Below are 20,334 nucleotides of genomic sequence, written 5' to 3'. Positions count from 1 at the left end.
GGAGGCAAAAATGAATCGATTAATACATTGGCTTGTCGGTCTTCTTATCGTACAAGCGATAGTCGTCTTAAGTTTACTATGGGGAGAACAGTCGAAAGGCGACTCTTTCCAAGTAGAGCCGTTACTTAAAGTCTCCAAGGAGTCGATTGATAAGTTGGTTATTACCGATGGTGAAGCATCAGTCACTTTAAAAAAAGTTGACGATCATTGGGTATTGCCGGAATGGAAATCCTTGCCGGCTAACGACAATAAGCTTAGTGTTGCTTTAAATAAGTTGGCATCATTGAAAACGGATTGGCCGGTAACGACAACGAACCATAGCCATGAGCGTTTTAAGGTGACAGAAGAGGTCTATCAAAGACGACTCGAGCTGTATAGTGGCGATGAAAAAGTAGGCGATCTTTTTTTGGGTAGCTCTCCGGGCTTTAAAAAAGTGCATGTCCGACCTGGTAATCGTGATGAAGTTTATGCATTGCCGTTAAATTCTTATGAGTTTCCCAGCGACAAAAAGCAGTGGCTCGATAAGTCTTTGCTTGCGCTAAAAGGAGTTACTTCACTCAAGATCAAAGATATCAAGCTACAACAAAACGGCGAAGAGTGGGAGCTGGTGGAGCCGAATCAAAGTGAGCTTGCCGCCCACTTGAACAAGGATAAATCAGCCAGTTCGAAATTAGGAAAGGAACCGGTGGAGACTCCATTGACCAATGACTGGAAGCTTAATAAAGAAGAAGTCGAGAGACTCGTACGTACAATTGAAAATTTGTCTGTCCTGTCAGTTGCTGAAGAAGATATTTCTTTCGATAAAGCTGTCGAAGTAAATGTTGTTAACGAGCAGCCTTACCAGTTTCAGTTTGTTGAGAAAGATGGGACGTATTATGTGAAGCGATCCGATAACGAATTGGTTTTTCAAACAAATTCTATGGCTCAAACAACTTTGACAGAAGCAAAAGTATCGGACTTGATTGCATCTAATGAAGAACTGGCCGAGGAGTCAATTAACAAGGGTAATGAGTTCAGTACCGAAAGAAAACATAGCGAGGCTTCAGCCCAATCGACTAGTTCCGAGCGACATTCTCAAAAAGATACTGAAAAGTCATTACAACCTTAAATACTAATTCGTTAATTCTAGTTTATAGAAAAGCTCGATTCTCGGGCTTTTCTCCTTATTTGGTCTTTCTAAAGGTTATTAAGACTCTTAGTAAAGTTAAACACCGGCATTGATGACCTGAAAATAGAAGAGGTAGTTATCCACTCTGGGAGCGTTAATACAATAAATATAATACTTAATCATAGCCACGGTGCTTGTTTAGAATATCTTATTGTATAGTTAATAATGTTTGGTAATTTCTTTCAAAATATCTTAATCTCAAAGACTAATGACTGAGTTGTAAACAGTTTGGCTTGATTATAAGCCGTACATGGACCAGTACAGTGAGTAAGACCAATGAATGACTTTGTGAGCGGCCGAGATTTTCGTCTTGGCGACATGTTAGTAGAGTCTGGTAAGATTTCTTCTGAGCAACTTCATCAAGCACTTGCCTACCATCGAAATTACAAGATAGCTATCGGACAAGCTCTTTTGGCCTTGGGATTTATTAGACGAAGACAGCTTAAATATTTGCTGCGAAGGCAAAAGGTACTGCGATTTATTGCCAGCATTCTTATGGCGGTTGTTCCTGCCTCCTATTGTATGGCGTCAGATCCTGTCGCTTTTTCAGCTAATCTAGCATCAAAAGATATAACGAAAAACTTTACGTTTCACGCAGAATCCAAAAGCGAAAACACATATTCAATAGATTTTAGATATCGAATTTCGGATAAGTCCAATATTAACCTGGGCTTTAATCAATATGCGGACAGCAGTGAGAAAATATTTTGGCAGCCCGAAATTAGCTATAGTCAGCAAGACTCTTTTTTTAATGTCCAGCCTCGGCAATATTATAAAATAGCCAGTCTTAATGGTGAAGAATATAATCGATACAAAGATAATTCCCCGGCTTTGTTTCGACTCGCGTTAAGAAGTACTCCGCGTAATGATAATAACTTATTAGGGGTTAATTTATTTAATCTTGAACGTGATGATGGAGATATAGCTCGTAATTATGAGGTGACCTTTAGTGTGTCTAAACAATTTGATTAATTGACTTTTACTAACGTCAATGGTTTTTTGGTAAACGAGTTTCTTTGACGGATTCTTTGATGCGTCGTAAATGTTCCTGAAATACAGGGCCTCGTCTGAGCATCACTCCTGTTGCCAGAACATCCGTAATTGTTAAATGAATAATTCGTGAGGTCATAGGCGTGTATATGTCGGTGTCTTCCTGGTCGCCGGGAACTTCGATCACTAGATGACAAATGTTAGCTAGTGGTGAGTCTGCGCTAGTTATTCCAATTACTAATGCTCCAGCTTGCGTTGCAGTTTGCGCTGCTTCAATAAGTGGAATTGTTCGGCCAGTGTAGGAGTAGAGTACGAAGACATCGCCATTTTGGGCCGCCGCCGCCGCCATTCTTTGCTTTAATATGTCATCGTATACAGCGGTAGGTGTTCCCAACCGAAAAAAACGATTTTCTGCATCGATGGCAACAGCTCCCGAACTGCCAAGACCATAAAAAAGTATGCGCTTTGCTTGCGCTAAAGCATCGACGACTCGACTGACAGCTTTTGTATCTATAGCTTTTCTAGCCTCACTCAGTGAAACTAACGTAGCATCAAAGAGTTTGTTCGTGAAATCTTCAGTAGAGTCGTTCAGTGACACATTACCCGAAAAATAAGGTGTTCCAGTGGCAAGACTTTGGGCTAATTGCAGCTTAAAGTCAGGAAAACCCTTACAATTCATTGAGCGGCAAAATCGATTGACCGTAGGCTCGCTTACCATAGCTGCTTTGGCGAGGGTTGCTATGCTCGACTGATAAGCTTTTTGTGGATCTTGCAAAACTTCTTGCGCAACTTTTTTCTCTGATTTGCTTAGCGTCTGCAAAGCTTGTTCAATTCTATTTATGAGTTTCATAGCAACGGGGGCCAAAGCTGCAAGCTAATTTTGATAACGTAATTATATCAATTTCCCTAAATTTTGAAAGATACTTTCAAATAGATGTAATTTAAAATCAAAAGATATTAGAAACATCGATAAATCATCTATTTTTCACGTAAATAATGAAAATATGGTTATTTATCCGTAGTTTCTATACAAAAGGCATTTATTTGGACCCTTTTGTTTTCTGGGATTCTGTAAAAAAATTACAGCTTTGATTGGAGGCACTCTCTGGTTTAACACGTTTAAAAGAGGAGCAACTTAAGTTGAGTTTATGCTGTAGGACAGCATAGGACTGATTTTAAAGTTAATATTTTAAGAAAAATTCATCTTCTTATCCGGAAGTACATAATAGATGTCTTCTGGTTGCAAAGCGTTGAGCTGGCTTATAAAGTGATTGTTATTTTTGAGTTTGTTGTCCCACAAATGTACATTTACTTGCCAAACTTATCATAAAGTGGTTTAACATTTGGTTTAAACATCAACAAGAAGGCGGAACCTGTATGACCGTTGAAATTTCCGGATTGCATTATTTTGATTCTCGCGAAGAAGCCAATCAGGCAATGTCTCATGAAATATCAGAACACTTGAATGATGCACTAAATAATCATAATAAAGCATCGTTATGGTTGTCGGGTGGTACCACACCCTCGGAAATGTATAATTTATTATCTGATAAAGAGATTGATTGGGAAAAGGTCGTCATCTCATTGGTTGACGAGCGTTGGGTTCCACCGATTGATGAAGCAAGTAATGAACGTATGATCAAAGAGCATATGTTGAAAAATAAGGCAGATGCAGCCGAGTTTTTACCTTTCTTCCAAGTAACAAGTTCACCAGAAGCTAATCGGCAAATTTTAGAAGAGCAGCTACACAATAAGGTGAGAGGGCCTTTGGATGTTGTTGTATTGGGAATGGGTACTGATGGTCATGTCGCCTCATTATTTCCTTGTGCCAATGAAATTGAAGATGTTGTGTCTGCCGAAAATGATCATTACACAGCTGTGACTCATCCCAAGGTTGCTCCTCACCCGCGTTTAACATTAACTCTCAATCGTTTATTAGCTTCACGTAATATTTATTTGTTACTTTTTGGCGAAGAGAAAATGAAAACCTTGATTAAAGCTGAGAAAGAAGGTGATGAAATGGACATGCCGATACGTTACTTCTTGAGAAATGATCAGCCACAGCTGAAAATCTTTTGGGCGCCTTAGTTGAAGTTAGGCACTCGCTAATATTTTTAGTTCTTCAGTCGTTCTCGAGTGAGTAATGTGTTTTGAATAAACATCTAACGATACATTCTATCTTAAAGACAGTTCCTGTCATTCCTGTTCTGGAAATCGATGATATAGATAAAGCGGTTCCTCTGGCTCAAGCTTTGATAGCGGGGGGATTAACTATTATGGAAATAACTTTAAGAACGGACGTTGCGTTTGCTGCGATGGAGCAAATTCAGGAGCATGTGCCAGAAGCCGTTGTTGGTGCGGGCACTGTTGTAAGTGAATCACAGTTGAAACAGCTTGAACAAATGCAAGTGTCTTTTGCTGCGTCTCCTGGTATTACAAAAGCATTGCTGGCTTCATCAGCCGATTGCTCTATTGCTTTGTTGCCCGGGGTTTCCAGTGCGTCAGAAATCATGTTAGGAATGGAGTATGGTTTTAACTGTTTTAAGTTTTTCCCAGCTGAACCATTGGGAGGAACTAAAAGCTTAAAAGCTTTTAGTGGGCCATTTCGCTCAGTAACATTTTGTCCAACGGGAGGAGTTTCGTCCCATAATTTTCATGAGTACCTAGCTTTACCTAATGTTGTATGTGTGGGGGGAAGTTGGGTAGCTCCCAAAGCACTTATTGCTGCGAATGATTGGGAGGGTATATCAAAACTTGCTAAAAGTACGAGAGTCTTTTGAGTTGCAATGTTCTCTGTTGTTTATGCTGATGCTTCAAAGTCTTCGATAGTGAGTTCAAGCTCATCGTCAGCCTCTACAGCATTCATCCAGTCAGGAACGATGGCAAGTTGTGAAAAGCTGAATCCCGCGTGATCAATTTCAGCAAGAAGAAATTCACAAGTTTGCGCAGCTAACTCTGCATGACCAATTGCAGTAAGACATTTTAGCATTCTAGAAATTCGGTCTTGGTTGTGATTGTCTTGGCAACACCATTTTTTGCTTTGTGTTTCAAAATGGGCGGTCCGATTAATCGTGTTATCTTCGAGTCGGGTGAAGCCCCAAAATGCAGCTAGTGTATCGAAGGAGTGAAGTATATTATTTTGAATTTCCGGAGTTTGATAAACCTTCATGATTAATTCGGGAGTTAATGAGGGTAAATGGTCAGGAACAGGCTGACTGTCAGCTTGAGGGAATAACCACTCAATACACTCGCTATCATTTTCGAGTTCGTCGAAAGTCAAAGTCCATAAGTCAACTAAGGTACGTTGTTTATGGTCTGTGCCTTGTCTCATGTAAAAACTGAGCCACTGTTTCGAGAGCGATTCCATAAAGGCTTACTTTAAAATGACATATGCTTTTAAGAATATCTAATAAATAGATAGTTATAAAGTGAAACCCTACAAACGGTCACTTTTTCGGTTTGAAATGTCACCATTTTTATTTTTTACAAATTCATCGTGAGTCGAATTAATTAAAGACGTCACACTTGATGGTTTTTTAAACTCGAATATGAGATGCTGAATGGCGTTGAGCAAAGAGCGTGAACCTAGCAATATTTCTCGGTTTATATTTAGCGTGCTCGAAGCTTTTTCATGATGCAAGTGCCTATCATCGATGAGCTGGTAAATTGAACGATTGAAATCATCATGCGAGGCTTTAATTCTATTTAATGAATCACTGATATTTTGAATATCCAAATCAGTCGTCGTATCATCGAGCCATGATATGAAATTTGAGTAAAGCGTCTCTGTTTCATTTAATAATTTAGAAAGAGCTTTCTGGCCTGCGAAGTCAGTAGTTTCAGAAAATTCATCTAAATCAAGCTGAGCATCTTTAATTGCTTTGGCCGAATATAAAGCGTCTCTAACACAAACTTGATAGTGCTGAATCGTATTGAGCTCTGCTTCTGAAATATCCTGTTTTTGTAAATCAAGTAAATAGTTTGCCATTTGATTTTCTTTTTCTTTTAGCCAGACGTAAGTGGCGTTGACCGTTGGCTTTAAAAAGGTGAGTTTTTCTAGATTTGAATTCTTATGGGTTGATAACAAGTTATTGAGTTTAAGCCGCCAGCTGTTGAGTAGAGTTACGGATATCAACAGTTCGTGAAGGTCTTTTTTTGCAGCTGTGAGAGCGGCTTTTGGTACTCTTAATGAAACTTCTTCGATGCTTAATGTAGATTGTTTCGGTGAGGGGAATAATTTCTCTGCAGTGCGTTCTAACCAGTTTACCAGTGGAATAAACGTCATCATTCCCAATAAATTAAAGGTGCTATGTAAAGCAACTAAGCTGTAAAGAGGATCTTCAATTCCGTAAATATTTGTGATGATTGATAAGAGTATTGGTAAACAGAGAAATGACACAACGTCCACAATAAAGTTGAATATAAAGTGAACGAATGCGACTTGGCGCTTGACTACCGAACCTTGAATAGCACCAAGAATTACGGTACTCGTTGTCCCTAAGTCTGCGCCAATGACGAGAGCTGCAGCGGCTTGAAGGCTCAGAATCTCACTGTTGACAGCGGCCAATGCGATCATCATTGTTGCGGAGGAAGATTGTGTTACAGCAGTTAATAGGACTCCAATTAAAAAGAAAACCCATGGATTTAGTTGAGCGATTGCATTGACATCCACATAATCGTGAATGAATTCGACACTTTCTTTCATGAGAAAAAGACCCATGAGTAATAGCGCGAATGCGAACAATGCATGAAAGCTGATATAAATTCTCTTTTGCGGTTGACTGATTAATAACCCAAGTGCACTTAAACCCAATAAAGGAATATAAAGCTCGGTTAAATTTAATTTAAATCCTAAATAGGTGACTAACCATCCAGTAAACGTCGTTCCTAGATTAGCTCCGAGAATAACTCCGATTGCATCTTTTAATCGTAGAATTCCTGCACCAACGAATGCCAGAGTTATGAGGCCGACAACGGAGCTACTTTGCAGTATGGCTGTCGCGACCACTCCTAATCCAATACCGTGTAGTGGGGTTCTCGTGTAGTCTTGGAGGATTCGGTTTAGTGTTCGGCTGCCCAGCTTTCCTAAGGATTGCTCTAACTGTCGCATTGACCAAAGAAAGATCAGAATTCCAGCAATAAAAAATATAAAATTCATGGGAGAATCCAGTAAGAAAACGCTATTATACTAACGCTTGAGCCTTGTATTAGACAACAATATTGTCGACAAATAGGCGCCGCTTAACGATATTATAATGTGAGTAATTAGGGTAAACGATGTTAATAGCTGCAGAATTATTTCCCGATCTCTTTATTTGGCTAATAAATTTGGTAGCTTTTTTTGTTTTCCTATGGGGAGTAAGAAGCGCAGAATGGAAGCAAGTGACCGAGGTGCCAGAACGACAACATCTGCTGTTGGGTAGTGTATTTTTTTTGATACTTTTCTGGTTAATGCAGTTTGAAGTTGTGGATGGATTGCGTATTCATCCTCTTATCGTGACGAGTGTTGCATTAATGATTGGTTTTCGATTTAGCCTGGTTGTCACAGCGATTGCTTCAGGTATTTATTTGCTCTTTGCTCAGCTTTCAATGTCGGAATGGGGATTTCATTATTTAATTAATGGTGTCGTTCCTGCTGCTTTTATTGTTTATACCTGTAATTGGTTGCGCAAGCGAAAGCCTGGTAATTTATTTTTTTACACATTGGGTATTGGATTTTTTGGTGGTGCGTTAACTATTCCTTTGATTGCCTCTTTTGCTTATCTATTCGTTGTTTTATTTGATTTATCTCTATTTCGGCCAAATGACGACTTTAAATATCAATGGATATTATTAGGCATGTTCCCTGAAGCTTTCATTAATGGTGTAATTGTCTCGACAATAACTGTTTTTTTCCCCGACTGGATGCGCACTTTTGATGAAGAATATTTCTTATCAAAATAATCGCGTCTTAGTCTACCGAAAATAATTGTAATTAAGAAAATATTTCAATAAAGAGATTTATTTTAATATTCTCGCAATGAGAATATTTCTACTTTGGCATGTCAGACATCTGAAACTTTTGCATTTATTAGTCTGGAAATATCATTGATAAGCTGTTTATTCTCAAATTGACATTTTTGATTGAATTTATTTATTAACTCTCATTATTATTTCCTTTCGTTTATGGAGACATAACTCATTCTTCGTTTTAACGATAAAACATCATTAGTGATAATCATTGGAGGAAATCATGAAGGTTGGCACTTTTTCAGCAAAGTATGTTGAAACGATTATTGAGGTGGCAGCACAGTGTGGTGCTTCTAAAGCAGCACTTTGGGATTGTATCGATGTGAATGAAGATTTTTTTTCATCACCTAATAATCGATTATGCTCACTTAAAACGGTGATGTTATTTCATGAAGCTATTAAGCTATGCGGAGATCCGCTCATTGGTTTAAGAGTTGGTCAAGCGTTTAAGCCTGGAACATTTGATGTTTTAGGTTATGCGGTTATGTGTTCTGAAACACTTTATGATGCTATTCAACTCAATCATAGATATCAAAAGTTAAATCAAGAACTAGGACAAACGCCACTGTATTTAGAAGGTGATGTCGCAGTACTGGAGTGGCATTCTTGTTTTGAAGATCAATCATTGATTAGACCGGTTAATGAAGCCGTGATGTCAGGTTATATTGGTATCGGTAGATGGATAACTTGGGGTGATCAGTACCCTGTTATTAAAGTGGAATTTAAACATGAACGTCCCGAGAGAAGTGAACTTTATGAAGATATTTTTGGATGTCCTATCGATTTTAATGCTAAGAGAACTGCATTGCACTTTCATTCTGAAATTTTAAATACACCATTACAACAGTCTGACCCCACGATTGTCGAGCTTATGAAGTTTCAGCTTGATAACCGGTTGAAGCTTTTTCAGGAAAGTGAGTCCGTAAAAAGTCAGGTATCATGCTACATCCAAAGCCAGCTTGGAAAAAAAGTCCCTACTTTATCTGAGGCGGCAACATTTTTAGGGTTTCATGAACGGACTTTAAGGCGTCGATTGCAAGACGAAAAAACCAGTTTTAAGCAAATACTTGATGAGATAAGGCGAACTAGTGCGACAGCTTATTTAAAGAGAGTTGATATGAGTTTAATCGATGTCGCTCTACTCCTCGGCTATCAGGATCAAAGTACATTTACTCGAGCATTCCGAAGTTGGTTTGATGAACCCCCTGGGAAATATAGAGAGCGAGTTGTTGGCGTTTAGTATGTTTATGAAATTTTGATTTATGAATTATTAACATTATTTTTCATATGGAAATATATTGTGAAAGTTGTGTCGTAGGTCATTATTTATTGAATGCAAGCAATAATCTTTTATGCGTTCTCAGATAATCGTTAAGTAGAACTCGACTATACTTAAGTGATTTTAACCTTGGGGACCTGTATGTTTGGTTTTTTTGATAGCAAAGTAAAAGTGAGTAAAACAACTAATGGATCTCATGGTGATCATTGGGGCGCGCTTTTAAGTTTTGATGAGTCGATTGATATGGAGTCTGCTATTAATGAAACTTTAAGCGACTTAACCTTACATGGTAGTGTTAAGAATAAACTGAGGCTCCAAGCAAAATATGGTAATGTTTGTATTCTGGGAATCCAGACAGAAAATGCATTACAAACCTTATACCCAGCATTAATTTCGACCAACGATATTCCTGTGACTATAAATGAAGTGAAAGAGTGGGAGCATGTCAATGGCATTGAAGGGCAAGTTATCGGTTCAGGGAGAGATACTTTCGCGGTTGATTTTTTTGCGACTGATTATTTGGAGAATTCAAAGCGATACAAACAAGGTGGAGAATTACCTATTTCGTTGACGAGTTTCGCTTATGTGATTGATGTTGCAAATGAACTTCCAGAAAATTTTTCTGACGATTTTTGCTCATATATGCCCAGTACTCACACTAATTCCGATAATGATTATGATTTCATTGGTGAAGTTTTAAGAGTTGAGGAAGTCGCCCTGAAAAATCATGACTTGGTTGAGCTCGATATTAAGTTAATTCAAGATCGGAATAATGAGAATATGTTTAATCTGCCCATGGTTACTCATAAGTCAAACATTCGATGCAGAGACATTAATATTGGTGACAAGTTATCGGGTTGTTTTTGGTTACAAGGTAGGATAGCTGAAAAAGATTAGTAATGCCTTTATTTATGCTTTTGAGAGTTTATATGAGTCGTTTTATTGGTATGACGAAGGCTGCTCTATTTTCTCTTTAAATTTGGTGAGTTCTTTATTTAAATATTCATCACGAGAGATACCTGGCGGATAAACGTCCGTGGATAGTAATTCTGAAATAAATGCGTTTTCAATCTTTTTGTATTCCTCTGGAGGCAATTTACTCGAATCAAACGATTCTGGTTTGGATAATGTTGGATTGTCCGACAAAAAATAGCTGTTCAATTTCAATGTTTTTCTCATAATTAATCGTTTTAAATAATTTCTTTCTGTTTGCGAAACCTTTCCTGATGTGAATAATTTTTCGATAGAGGCGATGATGTGAAGCGCTTTTGAGTTTAGGTGGCTTTTGAGCGAATGCTCGTTTTCAGTACTTTTTTCAATGTGTGAAATTTTATCATCAGTTGTCTCTCTCGATGATAAATCAATAACGTTTTTTTTAGGATGAGAAAGTTGTTGACTACCTCTTTCGAATGGAGGAGGTGTAGAAAGCCAGGTTGCCAGAATAATAATACATCCCAGTAGTATAATCGTATAACGCATTGAACCACCTCTGCCAAAGGATCAACTAACACTGTAAATTGGGGTGCTCGTATACTCAAGAGGTCAGAGGGTTTAACTTGCTATATATTTTTTTACGAGATGGTTTTTAATAGCAAATGGTCATTGTTTTCAGTGAAGTAAGATCTGAAAAAGTTTTTAAGCAAAAACTATAAAAATGGAATAATAACAGTCGGCATTGATTATGGGATTTTTATACTCAATGCATGGATATCAGTTTGCATGAGTTCTCCTAAAGCGGAATAGATCATCTGATGGCACTGTAGAGGTCTTTTTCCTTCGAAACTTGGGCTAGTGATTACCACAGTGAAGTGGCCTTTGCCGCTTTTGGCTCCTGCATGCCCTGCGTGTAGGTGACTATCATCAATAACTTCTAAATGAGTTGGCGACAATTCTTTATTTAGTGCGGCTTCGATTTCGACGATACGTTGAGAGTTGTCCATCAGGGTAATACCTTTTTAAAGGGTTTAACAGTAACGGTTTCATAAACACCGGCTTCGGCATAGGGATCTTGATTTGCCCACTGCTTTGCATCTTCAAGGCTATTAAACTCGGCAATGATTAAGCTTCCTGTGAAGCCAGCTGGGCCAGGATCATTTCCGTCGACTGCAGGATGTGGACCAGCCACGAAAAGCCGTCCTTCGTTTTTGAGTTGCTCTAATCTTGCCAAATGTTTGGGGCGTGCTTGTTGTCGTTTTTCCAAACTATTGTCAACATCTTGGGCAATAATGGCGTACCACATTAATCATTTTCCTTTGGCGGCTCTTCTTGTTCGAGTGCTCTTCTGTTTTCTTCGGGCATATTTTTGAAGATGATAAAGAATGTGACAAGCATCATTATAAGTTGAATAATCATGGTGCCCCAAACTTTAAAGTTTACCCATGCATCCAGGCTGAATGAATAAGCAATCCACAAATTTAAAAAGCCCAATGCGAGTAGTGATATTGCCCAGGCCATATTAATTTTGTGCCAAAGCGTATCTTTCAAACCCATATCAATTTTCATAAGTCCTTCAAACAGGGCTTTTATCGCAATTTTTTTTCGTAATAAGAAAACGAAAATAGTGCCACTGAAAATCCAATAAACGACAGAGACTTTCCATTTAATAAAACTATCGTCACGGAAAAACAAAGTCATGCTTCCTAAAATCAATGACGCGAAAAAAGTGACCAAGTGCAATTTTTCAAACTTTTTCTTGATAAGCCAATGACCAACGGTTTGGATAAAGCTGCCCAATATTAAAACGGCAGTGGCAATATAGATGTCCCACACTTTCGCAGAAATGAAAAAGGCGAGTACGGGGAAAAAATCGAGAAATAGCTTCATGGTTTAAGTATCAATGGTTTGACTTGTTTTTGCATTATCGCTAATGATACTTTGCCTGTTCCCAGTAAGCCAACCCTGATTTGAGTATTTGCTGTAAATGAACCCTGCTGCACACTCCCACGCAATCGACTTACATTGCCATACACATTATTCGGATGGAAGTTTATGTGTTGATCAATTGTTGTCGCATGTTGTTGAAAATGGTGTAAAAACACTCGCCATTACTGACCATGATTCAATCGGTGCGCATCTAGAGATAGCAGAGCGAGCTTTGCAAACTCCTTGTGAAATAATTCCTGGCGTCGAAATTTCTTGTCAGTTTGGAAATCGAGAAATACACGTCGTTGGTTTGCAAATAGATATAAACAATCAAGATTTAAACCGTTTTTTGAGTAATCAGCAGCGTTATCGGCGCCAGCGGCTTTCTGCCTTTGCTGAGAAATTGGAGGCATTGGGAATCGACGGAGTTAGTGAAGCCGTTGCTGGTTTGAGCCCAGAATCAGTAACACGCACACATTTATCACAAATCCTGGTCAGTTTGGGGGCTGCACCCGATTCAAATCGGGTCTTTAAACGCTTAATTGGCCGTAAAGGAAAAGCTTATGTGGCAGCTGAATGGCCCGATTTGCAAGAAGTTGTCGAAGTCATTAGCAAAGCCGGTGGTCATGCTATAATTGCTCATCCGGGACGTTATCAGCTCGCTCGTCGTCAATTGAAAGAATTAATATCCCAGTTTGTAGCAGCTGGCGGTCAAGGAATAGAGCTGGCGTATCCTAATGCCGACCCTGCTTTAATTCGGTGGTTAAGCGAGCAAGCAATAGCAGCTGGACTGCATGGGTCGCAAGGCGCTGACTTCCATAATCCTGAATGGCGTTGGGTAAAACCTGGACATTTTGCACCTATGCCATCAAATGTTCAGCCAATATGGGAATTGTGGTAAGTTACGACCTCCCCCGAAAAGCTGTAAAAAATCAACGTCTAATATAAAACTGAGAACAAATTATGGCGCAGTATTTAGAAATTCATCCTGATAATCCTCAACCTCGTTTAATTAGTCAGGCGGTTGCTCTGGTTCAAAAAGGTGGGTTGATGGTTTATCCCACCGACTGTGGTTATTCATTGGGTTGCCATATTGGCGATAAAGGCGCCTTGGATCGTATTCGACGTTTGCGAAAACTGGAAAAAGACCATAATTTCACGTTGGTTTGTCGAGATCTGTCAGAGTTAGCGACTTATGCAAGAGTGGATAATGCGACGTTTCGACTGTTGAAAAATCATACTCCTGGGCCATATACCTTTATATTAAAAGCGACAGGAGAGGTACCTCGCCGATTAATGCATCCCAAGCGAAAATCTATTGGGATTCGAGTGCCTAATAATCCTATTGCACTTGCACTCTTAGAGGCGCTCGATGAACCTATTATGTCTTCCAGTTTCATTATGCCCGATCGTGAAGAACAATTGTTTGATGCCTATGACATTTTTGAAGCTTATGGCAATCAATTGGATCTGGTCATTAATGGCGGACATTGTGGCGATTTGGCGACATCGGTTATTGATTTAACGGAAGGAACGCCGGAAGTTTTACGTTATGGAGCGGGCGATCCTGACTCATTTTCAGCATGATTTTTGAACAACTAAATCACTTACTCAAACCGGGCTCAGTCTGTATAATGCTCGGTTCTTTTAACAAAGTTAAAACACAACGTCATTAAGGGGAAAGGCTTTGAGTTCGGTGGCAATTCAGAATCAGCGTATCTTGTCAGGTATGCGGCCATCTGGGAAATTGCATTTAGGGCATTATCACGGTGTATTGAAAAACTGGGTACAACTGCAACACGAATATGAGTGTTTCTTTTGTGCTGTTGATTGGCACGCGTTAACGACCCATTATGACGATCCAGCGATTATTGAACCAAGCATCTGGGATATGGTGATTGATTGGTTAGCTGCTGGTGTTAATCCAGGTAATTCAACGATTTTTATTCAATCTAAAGTACCGGAGCATGCAGAGCTCCATTTGTTGTTGTCGATGATCACGCCAATGGGCTGGTTAGAGCGTCAACCCACTTATAAAGAGCAACAAGAAAAGCTGAAAGATAAAGACTTATCCACTTATGGATTTTTGGGTTATCCATTATTACAAACTGCTGATATCTTAATCTACAAAGCAGGACAAGTTCCGGTGGGCGCTGATCAGGTTCCACACATCGAATTGGCTCGAGAAATTGCACGACGATTCAATCATATTTATGGGAAAGAGCCGGGGTTTGAAGAAAAAGCATTAGCTGCTGTTAAAAAGCTGGGCAAGAAAAACTCAAAGTTATACTCCGCGTTGCGTAAACGTTATCAGGAAGAAGGTGACGATGAAGCGCTTGCGACGGCGCGAGCTTTACTTGAAGGTCACGCTTCAATAAGCCGTGGTGACAAAGAGCGGCTCTATGGTTATTTAGAAGGTGGTGGAAAAGTCATTTTGCCTGAACCGCAATCTTTGCTGACCAACTGTTCAAAAATGCCAGGACTTGATGGTCAAAAAATGTCCAAGTCGTACGGCAATACAATTACTTTGCGAGAAGAGCCTGAGTCGGTGGAAAAGAAAATCCGAACCATGCCGACCGATCCTGCTCGTGTTCGTCGAGATGATCCAGGTGATCCGGAAAACTGCCCAGTTTGGGAGTTTCATAAAATTTATTCGAATGATGAAGTAAAGAGTTGGGTGCAGGAAGGCTGTAAAACAGCGGGAATTGGCTGCCTCGAATGTAAGCAGCCGGTAATTGACTGCGTGATTAAAGAGCAGCAAGTTTTTCGTGACAATGCACAAGAATACATTGAAAATCCTGAGTTGGTGAAAAACATTGTCAACGAAGGCAGCGAGCGGGCTAGAGACGTTGCTCGTGAGACAATGGATGACGTTCGACAAGCGATGGGTTTGAACTATCGTTAAGTGTTAAACCTTGGTAGTGTACTCGGTGGGATATCGATATTAGGTGGCAATTTAAATGAGTCAGCAAGACATAACAGAGCAACCCGAATTGGAGGAGTCGCCAGAGACAACTTCCGATGATCTTGTTGTGACCGAAGACTCTGCATCGTCACCGAAAGAATCAGACAATGACCAGGTGGAAAGCGAAACGGAGCGTAGCGAGTTGGACTCTGAAGTTCCAGATAGCGACAATGCGGCAAGTGATAGCTCACCCGGTCAGGCGTCTTCTGAACAAGAGGCTTCGGCAGATGAAGTGCAGGTTTCATCTGAAAAATCCGATGCTCAACCTGTTCAAGAGGAAATGCCCTTTGCTTTAGTTAACGGCGAGCCCGTTCGGGAAATGCCGAAAGATCTCTACATTCCCCCGGACGCATTGGAGGTTTTTCTCGAAGCATTCGAAGGTCCGCTCGACCTTTTATTGTATCTTATCCGACGTCAAAATTTAGACATTACCAATATTCCGATTGCCAATATTACCGAGCAATATATGGAATACGTAGAGTTGATGAAGAACTTGAATTTGGAACTGGCCGCAGAATACTTGGTAATGGCTGCCGTTTTGTGCGAAATAAAAAGTCGAGTTCTGTTACCACGACCAAAAACCGAAGAAGAAGATGAAAGTGATCCTCGTGCAGATTTGATTCGCCGGCTGCAAGAATATGAGCGTTTCAAAAAGGCTGCTGAAGATATCGATGAAATGCCGCGTTTGAGTCGTGACGTCTTTCCAACAGAGGTCGAAACTCCGGAATTGAATTTAGTGCGACCACAACCGGAGCTTGATTTAAAAGAATTGCTCTTGGCATTTAAAGACGTTTTAAAACGTGCGGATATGTTTACGCATCATCAAATTGAGCGTGAAACCCTTTCCGTTAGAGAAAAGATGACGCATGTTTTGGCTGTCTTGTCGGCAGAACACTTTACTGACTTTGTTACGCTTTTTACTGTGGAGGAAGGGCGACAAGGTGTTGTTGTGACATTTCTTTCGGTGATGGAGTTGTCGAAAGAAAAATTGATCGAGTTGGTTCAAAATGAACCCTACGGTCCGATTCATGTTCGTGCGCGCGCTCAAATTGAAACCGATGAATTGACGTCGTGAATTAAAAACACCATGAGACAATTATCATCATGAGTAGTATGACCCCTGAAAAATTACAGAACTTGCTTGAAGCAGCCATTATGGTTTACGGCAAACCCATGTCTATCGATAAAATGTTGCTGATGTTTGAGGAAGATAAACGTCCTACCACAGGTGAAGTTCAAGAAGCCTTAAATGCTTTAAACGATTCTTATGAAGATCGTGGAATAGAACTCAAGCAAGTGGCCAGTGGATTTCGGTTTCAAGCTCGACAAGATTATGCAGAATGGATTGCTCGACTTTGGGAAGAAAAAGCACCGCGATATTCTCGTGCGTTGCTCGAAACTTTGGCATTGATTGCCTATCGTCAGCCAATTACTCGTTCTGAAATTGAAGAAGTACGGGGTGTTGCCGTTAGTTCACATATTATTAAAACTTTGCTTGAACGAGAGTGGATTCGTGTCGTAGGGCATCGTGATGTTCCCGGGCGTCCAGCCCTGTATGCAACAACAAAAGATTTTCTTGATTATTTTAATCTAAAAAGTTTGGAAGAGTTGCCAACGTTATCTGAAATTCGTGATTTAGATAAAATAAATGCAGAGCTTGAGTTGGAAGAAAAAGGTGATGAACAATCGGATGATGTAGAGCACTCTACCGAAACGAGTGACGCTACTGAGAAAGATGTTCAAGATAACGATGAATCACAACCCGATTCAGCTCACGGTGATTCCGATCAATCTTTCGAAAGTGATGTAGAAAATCAGCAAGATATGCTCGAAGAAAATGACGAAGCTGAGGATGAGGAAAGTCATTTAACCACTGATGAATTAATGGCGGAGTTAGATAATACTTTGCATGCGGTAGATGCTTTAACCAGTAAAAAAGATCTATCGGAAGAAGAAATAATTGAGCAGGCAGAGCTTTCAAAATCAGAAAATATTCAAGCTGATGATGAAACATTTAATGATGCGTTTGAAGCTGAATCGGTCGAGGTAGTCGAGGATTCAGAAAATGACACATTGACTGAAAGCTTGCATGCTGAAGAAAATGAGATCGATAGTTCGAGTGATGAGGAAATAGAAGACGATGAAACATCGTCTGAAAATGATTCTCAAAACCGACAATAATGAAAGAAGGGTATGACTTTGTCGGATTCGACTGAAAAAGTACAGAAGTTATTAGCGCGCGCTGGAATGGGCTCGCGTCGTGAAATGGAATCGGTTATTTCTCAAGGCCGGGTGTCGGTTAATGGTGAAATAATCGAATTAGGTGCACGTGCCAGTGAAGCGGATAAAATTCGCGTTGATGGGCGCGTTATATCGATTCCTCGTCAAGAGGCAATGGTCCGTCGGGTAATTGCTTATAACAAACCCGAAGGTGAAGTTTGCACTCGAAAAGATCCCGAAGGTCGAAAAACAGTATTTGATGCCTTACCTAATCCTGGAAACGGCCGCTGGATTGCTATTGGTAGACTGGATTTAAACACGGCGGGATTATTATTGTTTACAAATGATGGTGAGCTTGCCAATCGTTTGATGCATCCCAGCTATGAGCTAGAGCGAGAATACGCTGTTCGTGTTAACGGAGAGATAACTGATGAAGTTATCGAGCGGTTAAGAAAAGGTGTCGCTCTCGAAGATGGAATGGCCAACTTTGATCGCATTCGGTTCTCAGGTGGTGAAGGTTTTAACCAGTGGTATCACGTGACATTGAAAGAAGGCCGTAATCGAGAAGTGAGGCGCTTGTGGGAGGCTGTTGGTTGCCAAGTTTCACGTTTGATTCGAGTAAAGTATGGCATTGTTAATTTAGAACGAGGTTTACGCAAAGGCTCATTTTTGGAGTTGGAACCAAAAGTGGTGCGTGATATCGAAAAGTCTGTTCAACTTGAACCATCCGCTCGAAATTTTAAACGGACGACTGAAAGCAGTACACAGCGAAAAAAGCAGATGAAATACAAAACTAAGCGGCCTTCTAACAGAAGACGTCGCTAAGTTTGGGAGTATTTTTTAAATGGTTGACCCGGTGGAATAACGTTTTATTGGGGTGACTCTTGCACTTTGATCGCCTCTGGCCTGTGAGAATGCTCGCTCAATGAAGTTTATACTGATGGGTTCTCTCACTCGTTTTTGGGTATGCAAATTAAATTGCAAGGTTCCCGGAAAAAGGAAGTACCAGCGAGGATTTTCGGTCAGCTGGTTGTGCTTCAAAGGATTAGGGTTTCTAAAGTAGACGCTACCCTGGCGAGTATCTTGCTGATGAGCATTGAGGGCCTTTTTCACCTGGAGTGCTAAAGGTTGATACAAGGTCGTCGATATTTCTATTTCACTAAATTCGCCAAAGGCATCTCTAATACGGAGTTGTCGTCTTTCCAGCTCGACATCTTCGATACGCAAGTTAGTAATTTCCTCCAATTTCATGCCACATTGGAACATGATTTGCGCAATGAGTCTGAAGGGTTCTTGTAAACTTTGAGTCCATTGAGGCGATTCTGTATCGGGAAGTGCTGGCGGAGGAATCGTATCATTTAATCCAGCGACAAAATCTGTTTCGTTGTCATCGAATTTGACGCTGCTCCAAAGCGAGCGTCTAAGTACCTGATTATAAAAGAAATTGACAGCTAAGTAAGCTTGCTTTTGACGAGATGGCATTAAACCTTTTTCATCACAAAGATAACGTAGGAAGGTTTTAACCGATTCTGTAGTTAATGATTTGGGATTTTCATCTTTAAAATGATTTAGAAATAGCTTAATCCAATCAAGGTACTCTTGTGCGTCCTGTTTTTTGAAGCGATGCCGTTTAAATGCTTCGATTATGTGAACCATGATTTCATGTCTATCTTCCATAATAAAAATCTCCGATGAGCGATAATTGCATTATTTAGGAGTGTGAACTAGTTCACAATAAGAGATTGTCCCGCCCGCGTGTGAGACATTGTCCATAGTCTTCAACTGCTAAGTTTAAATTTAAGTTTCTTCTGCTCAACAATTTACTCATAGTAATTCATAAGTTAACTTTAAAATGCGAAGTTTATTAATAAAAACCTGATAATTCAGTAGGTTACAGTTTTAATTCTCCGTGTGAAGAAGTGCGCATATCGTGGGTCACACGATAACAGAGATCGCGACGATAGCGACCAGGCCGTAGTAAAGCCTTGGTACCCAGTCATAAAAGAGTTCGATAGTGTTTTCTAATAGTTTGGCTTCATGGGTTAAATACTTTTCTAAAGCATGCTGTAAACTTCCACTGGCTTCTGACGAACGAATTATTGCTTGCCCACCATTCGTAACCGGCAAGTTAGCGGAAGAGAGGCTGTCACTAACGCTCTGGCCCTGCTGACAATGGGTTGCAGCTGTTTGTAAATTTTTGAAAAAGGGACTTTTTTTAATAAGGTTCGCACTGCGTTTAAGTGCAGCGCTTGCATCGATGCCCGATCGGAGTTGCCACACTAAAGCACCAAAAATGACTTGTTCGAATAATCTGCGGTACCAAACATGGTTACTAAAATATGAAAACTTTTCTATCGATGAACAGGGATCGAGAAATATTGATTTTAAGATAGCACGAGTGATAATAAATCCAATGAGTAACAGCATAATGCCCTGAGTTAATGCAGAAAGCACTGTGCTGTCAGGATCGTTTAATGCGAGCATTAGGCTTCTGACAAAAATTGCAATAATATAAATCGCAAAGGGTAAAATAATTCGAGTTTTGATTTTACTGCGTCTTATACGTTTATTATCGTGTTCGACAGCTATTTTTCTTAAACCTTCAGGTAAGCGTCCCGCTTTTTCTGAAATGGCCAATATTTCTGTTTCATACCGATCAACGAGTTGACTTTTTGCTAACGCAAGAGAGAAAGAAGAACCTTTCTCGGCATGTGTTATGGCTGATTGCCAGTTTTTATCTTTTCCATCGGCCAGTTTCTTTAATGCGGATACTGGAGTAACACCAGCCTCAATTAAAGTTGCCAGATCATTGAATAAAAATAGTGGAGTATTTCGGTTCAA

22 protein-coding genes are annotated in these 20,334 nt (G+C 40.0%); 13 read left to right on the top strand and 9 right to left on the bottom strand.

Annotated elements, in window-relative coordinates; all coding sequences use genetic code 11:
• Window positions 1-10: 10 nt before the first annotated feature.
• Together FAX86_RS11830 and FAX86_RS11825 are read left to right on the top strand one after the other, a co-directional pair.
• Window positions 11-1,108, top strand: a complete 1,098-nt coding sequence (locus FAX86_RS11830; protein ID WP_144393620.1) for a DUF4340 domain-containing protein — start codon at window positions 11-13, stop codon at window positions 1,106-1,108.
• 336 nt (window positions 1,109-1,444) lie between these two features.
• Window positions 1,445-2,140 (top strand): cyclic di-GMP-binding domain-containing protein, MshE-related, encoded by a 696-nt coding sequence (locus tag FAX86_RS11825; RefSeq protein ID WP_144393619.1) that lies wholly within the window; start codon window positions 1,445-1,447, stop codon window positions 2,138-2,140.
• Window positions 2,141-2,156: 16 nt separating this feature from the next.
• On the opposite strand, the gene hexR is transcribed toward FAX86_RS11825, so the two are convergent.
• On the bottom strand, window positions 2,157-3,008 hold the full coding sequence (gene hexR, locus FAX86_RS11820) for a transcriptional regulator HexR (RefSeq protein WP_144393618.1): 852 nt from the start codon (window positions 3,006-3,008) through the stop codon (window positions 2,157-2,159).
• A gap of 527 nt (window positions 3,009-3,535) precedes the next feature.
• Between hexR and pgl the strand changes: the two genes are divergently transcribed.
• Both pgl and FAX86_RS11810 read left to right on the top strand, forming a co-directional pair.
• Window positions 3,536-4,246: a 6-phosphogluconolactonase gene (gene pgl / locus FAX86_RS11815; protein WP_144393617.1), complete on the top strand. Its 711-nt coding sequence runs from the start codon at window positions 3,536-3,538 to the stop codon at window positions 4,244-4,246.
• A gap of 62 nt (window positions 4,247-4,308) precedes the next feature.
• Complete coding sequence (locus tag FAX86_RS11810) at window positions 4,309-4,938, top strand: bifunctional 4-hydroxy-2-oxoglutarate aldolase/2-dehydro-3-deoxy-phosphogluconate aldolase (RefSeq protein WP_144393616.1); 630 nt, start codon at window positions 4,309-4,311, stop codon at window positions 4,936-4,938.
• Window positions 4,939-4,958: 20 nt separating this feature from the next.
• On the opposite strand, the gene FAX86_RS11805 is transcribed toward FAX86_RS11810, so the two are convergent.
• A complete protein-coding gene (locus tag FAX86_RS11805) occupies window positions 4,959-5,525 on the bottom strand; it encodes an opioid growth factor receptor-related protein (RefSeq protein ID WP_144393615.1) in 567 nt (188 codons plus the stop codon).
• Between the two features lie 69 nt (window positions 5,526-5,594).
• Complete coding sequence (locus FAX86_RS11800) at window positions 5,595-7,316, bottom strand: Na/Pi cotransporter family protein (RefSeq protein ID WP_144393614.1); 1,722 nt, start codon at window positions 7,314-7,316, stop codon at window positions 5,595-5,597.
• A gap of 119 nt (window positions 7,317-7,435) precedes the next feature.
• On the opposite strand from FAX86_RS11800, the gene FAX86_RS11795 reads away from it, so the two are divergent.
• The 3 genes from FAX86_RS11795 to FAX86_RS11785 all read left to right on the top strand — a co-directional run bounded on the left by FAX86_RS11795 (window position 7,436) and on the right by FAX86_RS11785 (window position 10,343).
• Entirely contained in the window at window positions 7,436-8,101 is a 666-nt protein-coding gene (locus FAX86_RS11795; protein ID WP_144393613.1) for an energy-coupling factor ABC transporter permease, read from the top strand.
• Window positions 8,102-8,390: 289 nt separating this feature from the next.
• Window positions 8,391-9,407 (top strand): AraC family transcriptional regulator, encoded by a 1,017-nt coding sequence (locus FAX86_RS11790; protein ID WP_144393612.1) that lies wholly within the window; start codon window positions 8,391-8,393, stop codon window positions 9,405-9,407.
• Window positions 9,408-9,587: 180 nt separating this feature from the next.
• Entirely contained in the window at window positions 9,588-10,343 is a 756-nt protein-coding gene (locus tag FAX86_RS11785) for a hypothetical protein (RefSeq protein WP_144393611.1), read from the top strand.
• Between the two features lie 42 nt (window positions 10,344-10,385).
• Here FAX86_RS11785 and FAX86_RS11780 read toward each other — a convergent pair whose 3' ends face one another.
• The 4 genes from FAX86_RS11780 to FAX86_RS11765 form a co-directional block, all read right to left on the bottom strand.
• Window positions 10,386-10,925: a hypothetical protein gene (locus tag FAX86_RS11780; RefSeq protein ID WP_144393610.1), complete on the bottom strand. Its 540-nt coding sequence runs from the start codon at window positions 10,923-10,925 to the stop codon at window positions 10,386-10,388.
• 200 nt (window positions 10,926-11,125) lie between these two features.
• Window positions 11,126-11,386, bottom strand: a complete 261-nt coding sequence (locus FAX86_RS11775) for a BolA family protein (RefSeq protein ID WP_144393609.1) — start codon at window positions 11,384-11,386, stop codon at window positions 11,126-11,128.
• On the bottom strand, window positions 11,386-11,685 hold the full coding sequence (locus tag FAX86_RS11770) for a YciI family protein (RefSeq protein WP_144393608.1): 300 nt from the start codon (window positions 11,683-11,685) through the stop codon (window positions 11,386-11,388). The genes FAX86_RS11775 and FAX86_RS11770 overlap by 1 nt, the downstream gene beginning before the upstream one ends.
• Window positions 11,685-12,269, bottom strand: a complete 585-nt coding sequence (locus tag FAX86_RS11765; RefSeq protein WP_144393607.1) for an inner membrane-spanning protein YciB — start codon at window positions 12,267-12,269, stop codon at window positions 11,685-11,687. Before FAX86_RS11765 ends, FAX86_RS11770 begins: the two co-directional genes overlap by 1 nt.
• A gap of 97 nt (window positions 12,270-12,366) precedes the next feature.
• Here FAX86_RS11765 and FAX86_RS11760 point away from each other — a divergent pair, with 97 nt between their 5' ends.
• From FAX86_RS11760 to rluB, 6 genes are all read left to right on the top strand, one after another.
• Window positions 12,367-13,209 (top strand): PHP domain-containing protein, encoded by an 843-nt coding sequence (locus FAX86_RS11760; protein WP_144393606.1) that lies wholly within the window; start codon window positions 12,367-12,369, stop codon window positions 13,207-13,209.
• Between the two features lie 62 nt (window positions 13,210-13,271).
• Window positions 13,272-13,895 carry an L-threonylcarbamoyladenylate synthase gene (locus FAX86_RS11755; RefSeq protein WP_144393605.1) on the top strand — a complete coding sequence of 208 codons (624 nt, stop codon included), beginning with the start codon at window positions 13,272-13,274 and terminating at the stop codon, window positions 13,893-13,895.
• Window positions 13,896-13,995: 100 nt separating this feature from the next.
• Complete coding sequence (locus tag FAX86_RS11750) at window positions 13,996-15,213, top strand: tryptophan--tRNA ligase (RefSeq protein WP_144393604.1); 1,218 nt, start codon at window positions 13,996-13,998, stop codon at window positions 15,211-15,213.
• Between the two features lie 55 nt (window positions 15,214-15,268).
• Window positions 15,269-16,348 carry a segregation and condensation protein A gene (locus FAX86_RS11745; protein ID WP_144393603.1) on the top strand — a complete coding sequence of 360 codons (1,080 nt, stop codon included), beginning with the start codon at window positions 15,269-15,271 and terminating at the stop codon, window positions 16,346-16,348.
• 29 nt (window positions 16,349-16,377) lie between these two features.
• Window positions 16,378-17,454, top strand: a complete 1,077-nt coding sequence (gene scpB / locus FAX86_RS11740; RefSeq protein ID WP_246128587.1) for an SMC-Scp complex subunit ScpB — start codon at window positions 16,378-16,380, stop codon at window positions 17,452-17,454.
• A 12-nt stretch (window positions 17,455-17,466) separates the two neighbouring features.
• Complete coding sequence (gene rluB, locus FAX86_RS11735; RefSeq protein WP_144393602.1) at window positions 17,467-18,318, top strand: 23S rRNA pseudouridine(2605) synthase RluB; 852 nt, start codon at window positions 17,467-17,469, stop codon at window positions 18,316-18,318.
• A 15-nt stretch (window positions 18,319-18,333) separates the two neighbouring features.
• On the opposite strand, the gene FAX86_RS11730 is transcribed toward rluB, so the two are convergent.
• Both FAX86_RS11730 and FAX86_RS11725 read right to left on the bottom strand, forming a co-directional pair.
• Window positions 18,334-19,170, bottom strand: coding sequence for a phage integrase N-terminal SAM-like domain-containing protein (locus FAX86_RS11730; protein ID WP_144393601.1), 837 nt, complete (start codon window positions 19,168-19,170; stop codon window positions 18,334-18,336).
• A 258-nt stretch (window positions 19,171-19,428) separates the two neighbouring features.
• Entirely contained in the window at window positions 19,429-20,334 is a 906-nt protein-coding gene (locus tag FAX86_RS11725) for a type II secretion system F family protein (RefSeq protein WP_144393600.1), read from the bottom strand.

The sequence above is a fragment of the Pleionea sediminis genome, assembly GCF_007570825.1.
Lineage (GTDB): Bacteria > Pseudomonadota > Gammaproteobacteria > Enterobacterales > Kangiellaceae > Pleionea > Pleionea sediminis.
The sequence above is the reverse complement of the archived record's forward strand: the minus strand, read 5'-3'. Positions and strand labels throughout refer to the sequence as shown.

Excerpts from the sequence above, each read along its gene's own strand:
- FAX86_RS11830 (WP_144393620.1), top strand. The coding sequence starts at position 11 with ATGAATCGATTAATACATTGGCTTGTCGGTCTTCTTATCGTACAAGCG.
- FAX86_RS11825 (WP_144393619.1), top strand. The coding sequence starts at position 1,445 with ATGAATGACTTTGTGAGCGGCCGAGATTTTCGTCTTGGCGACATGTTA.
- hexR (WP_144393618.1), bottom strand. The coding sequence starts at position 3,008 with ATGAAACTCATAAATAGAATTGAACAAGCTTTGCAGACGCTAAGCAAA.
- pgl (WP_144393617.1), top strand. The coding sequence starts at position 3,536 with ATGACCGTTGAAATTTCCGGATTGCATTATTTTGATTCTCGCGAAGAA.
- FAX86_RS11805 (WP_144393615.1), bottom strand. The coding sequence starts at position 5,525 with ATGGAATCGCTCTCGAAACAGTGGCTCAGTTTTTACATGAGACAAGGC.
- FAX86_RS11800 (WP_144393614.1), bottom strand. The coding sequence starts at position 7,316 with ATGAATTTTATATTTTTTATTGCTGGAATTCTGATCTTTCTTTGGTCA.
- FAX86_RS11795 (WP_144393613.1), top strand. The coding sequence starts at position 7,436 with ATGTTAATAGCTGCAGAATTATTTCCCGATCTCTTTATTTGGCTAATA.
- FAX86_RS11790 (WP_144393612.1), top strand. The coding sequence starts at position 8,391 with ATGAAGGTTGGCACTTTTTCAGCAAAGTATGTTGAAACGATTATTGAG.
- FAX86_RS11785 (WP_144393611.1), top strand. The coding sequence starts at position 9,588 with ATGTTTGGTTTTTTTGATAGCAAAGTAAAAGTGAGTAAAACAACTAAT.
- FAX86_RS11780 (WP_144393610.1), bottom strand. The coding sequence starts at position 10,925 with ATGCGTTATACGATTATACTACTGGGATGTATTATTATTCTGGCAACC.
- FAX86_RS11775 (WP_144393609.1), bottom strand. The coding sequence starts at position 11,386 with ATGGACAACTCTCAACGTATCGTCGAAATCGAAGCCGCACTAAATAAA.
- FAX86_RS11770 (WP_144393608.1), bottom strand. The coding sequence starts at position 11,685 with ATGTGGTACGCCATTATTGCCCAAGATGTTGACAATAGTTTGGAAAAA.
- FAX86_RS11765 (WP_144393607.1), bottom strand. The coding sequence starts at position 12,269 with ATGAAGCTATTTCTCGATTTTTTCCCCGTACTCGCCTTTTTCATTTCT.
- FAX86_RS11760 (WP_144393606.1), top strand. The coding sequence starts at position 12,367 with ATGAACCCTGCTGCACACTCCCACGCAATCGACTTACATTGCCATACA.
- FAX86_RS11755 (WP_144393605.1), top strand. The coding sequence starts at position 13,272 with ATGGCGCAGTATTTAGAAATTCATCCTGATAATCCTCAACCTCGTTTA.
- FAX86_RS11745 (WP_144393603.1), top strand. The coding sequence starts at position 15,269 with ATGAGTCAGCAAGACATAACAGAGCAACCCGAATTGGAGGAGTCGCCA.
- scpB (WP_246128587.1), top strand. The coding sequence starts at position 16,378 with ATGAGTAGTATGACCCCTGAAAAATTACAGAACTTGCTTGAAGCAGCC.
- rluB (WP_144393602.1), top strand. The coding sequence starts at position 17,467 with ATGACTTTGTCGGATTCGACTGAAAAAGTACAGAAGTTATTAGCGCGC.
- FAX86_RS11730 (WP_144393601.1), bottom strand. The coding sequence starts at position 19,170 with ATGGAAGATAGACATGAAATCATGGTTCACATAATCGAAGCATTTAAA.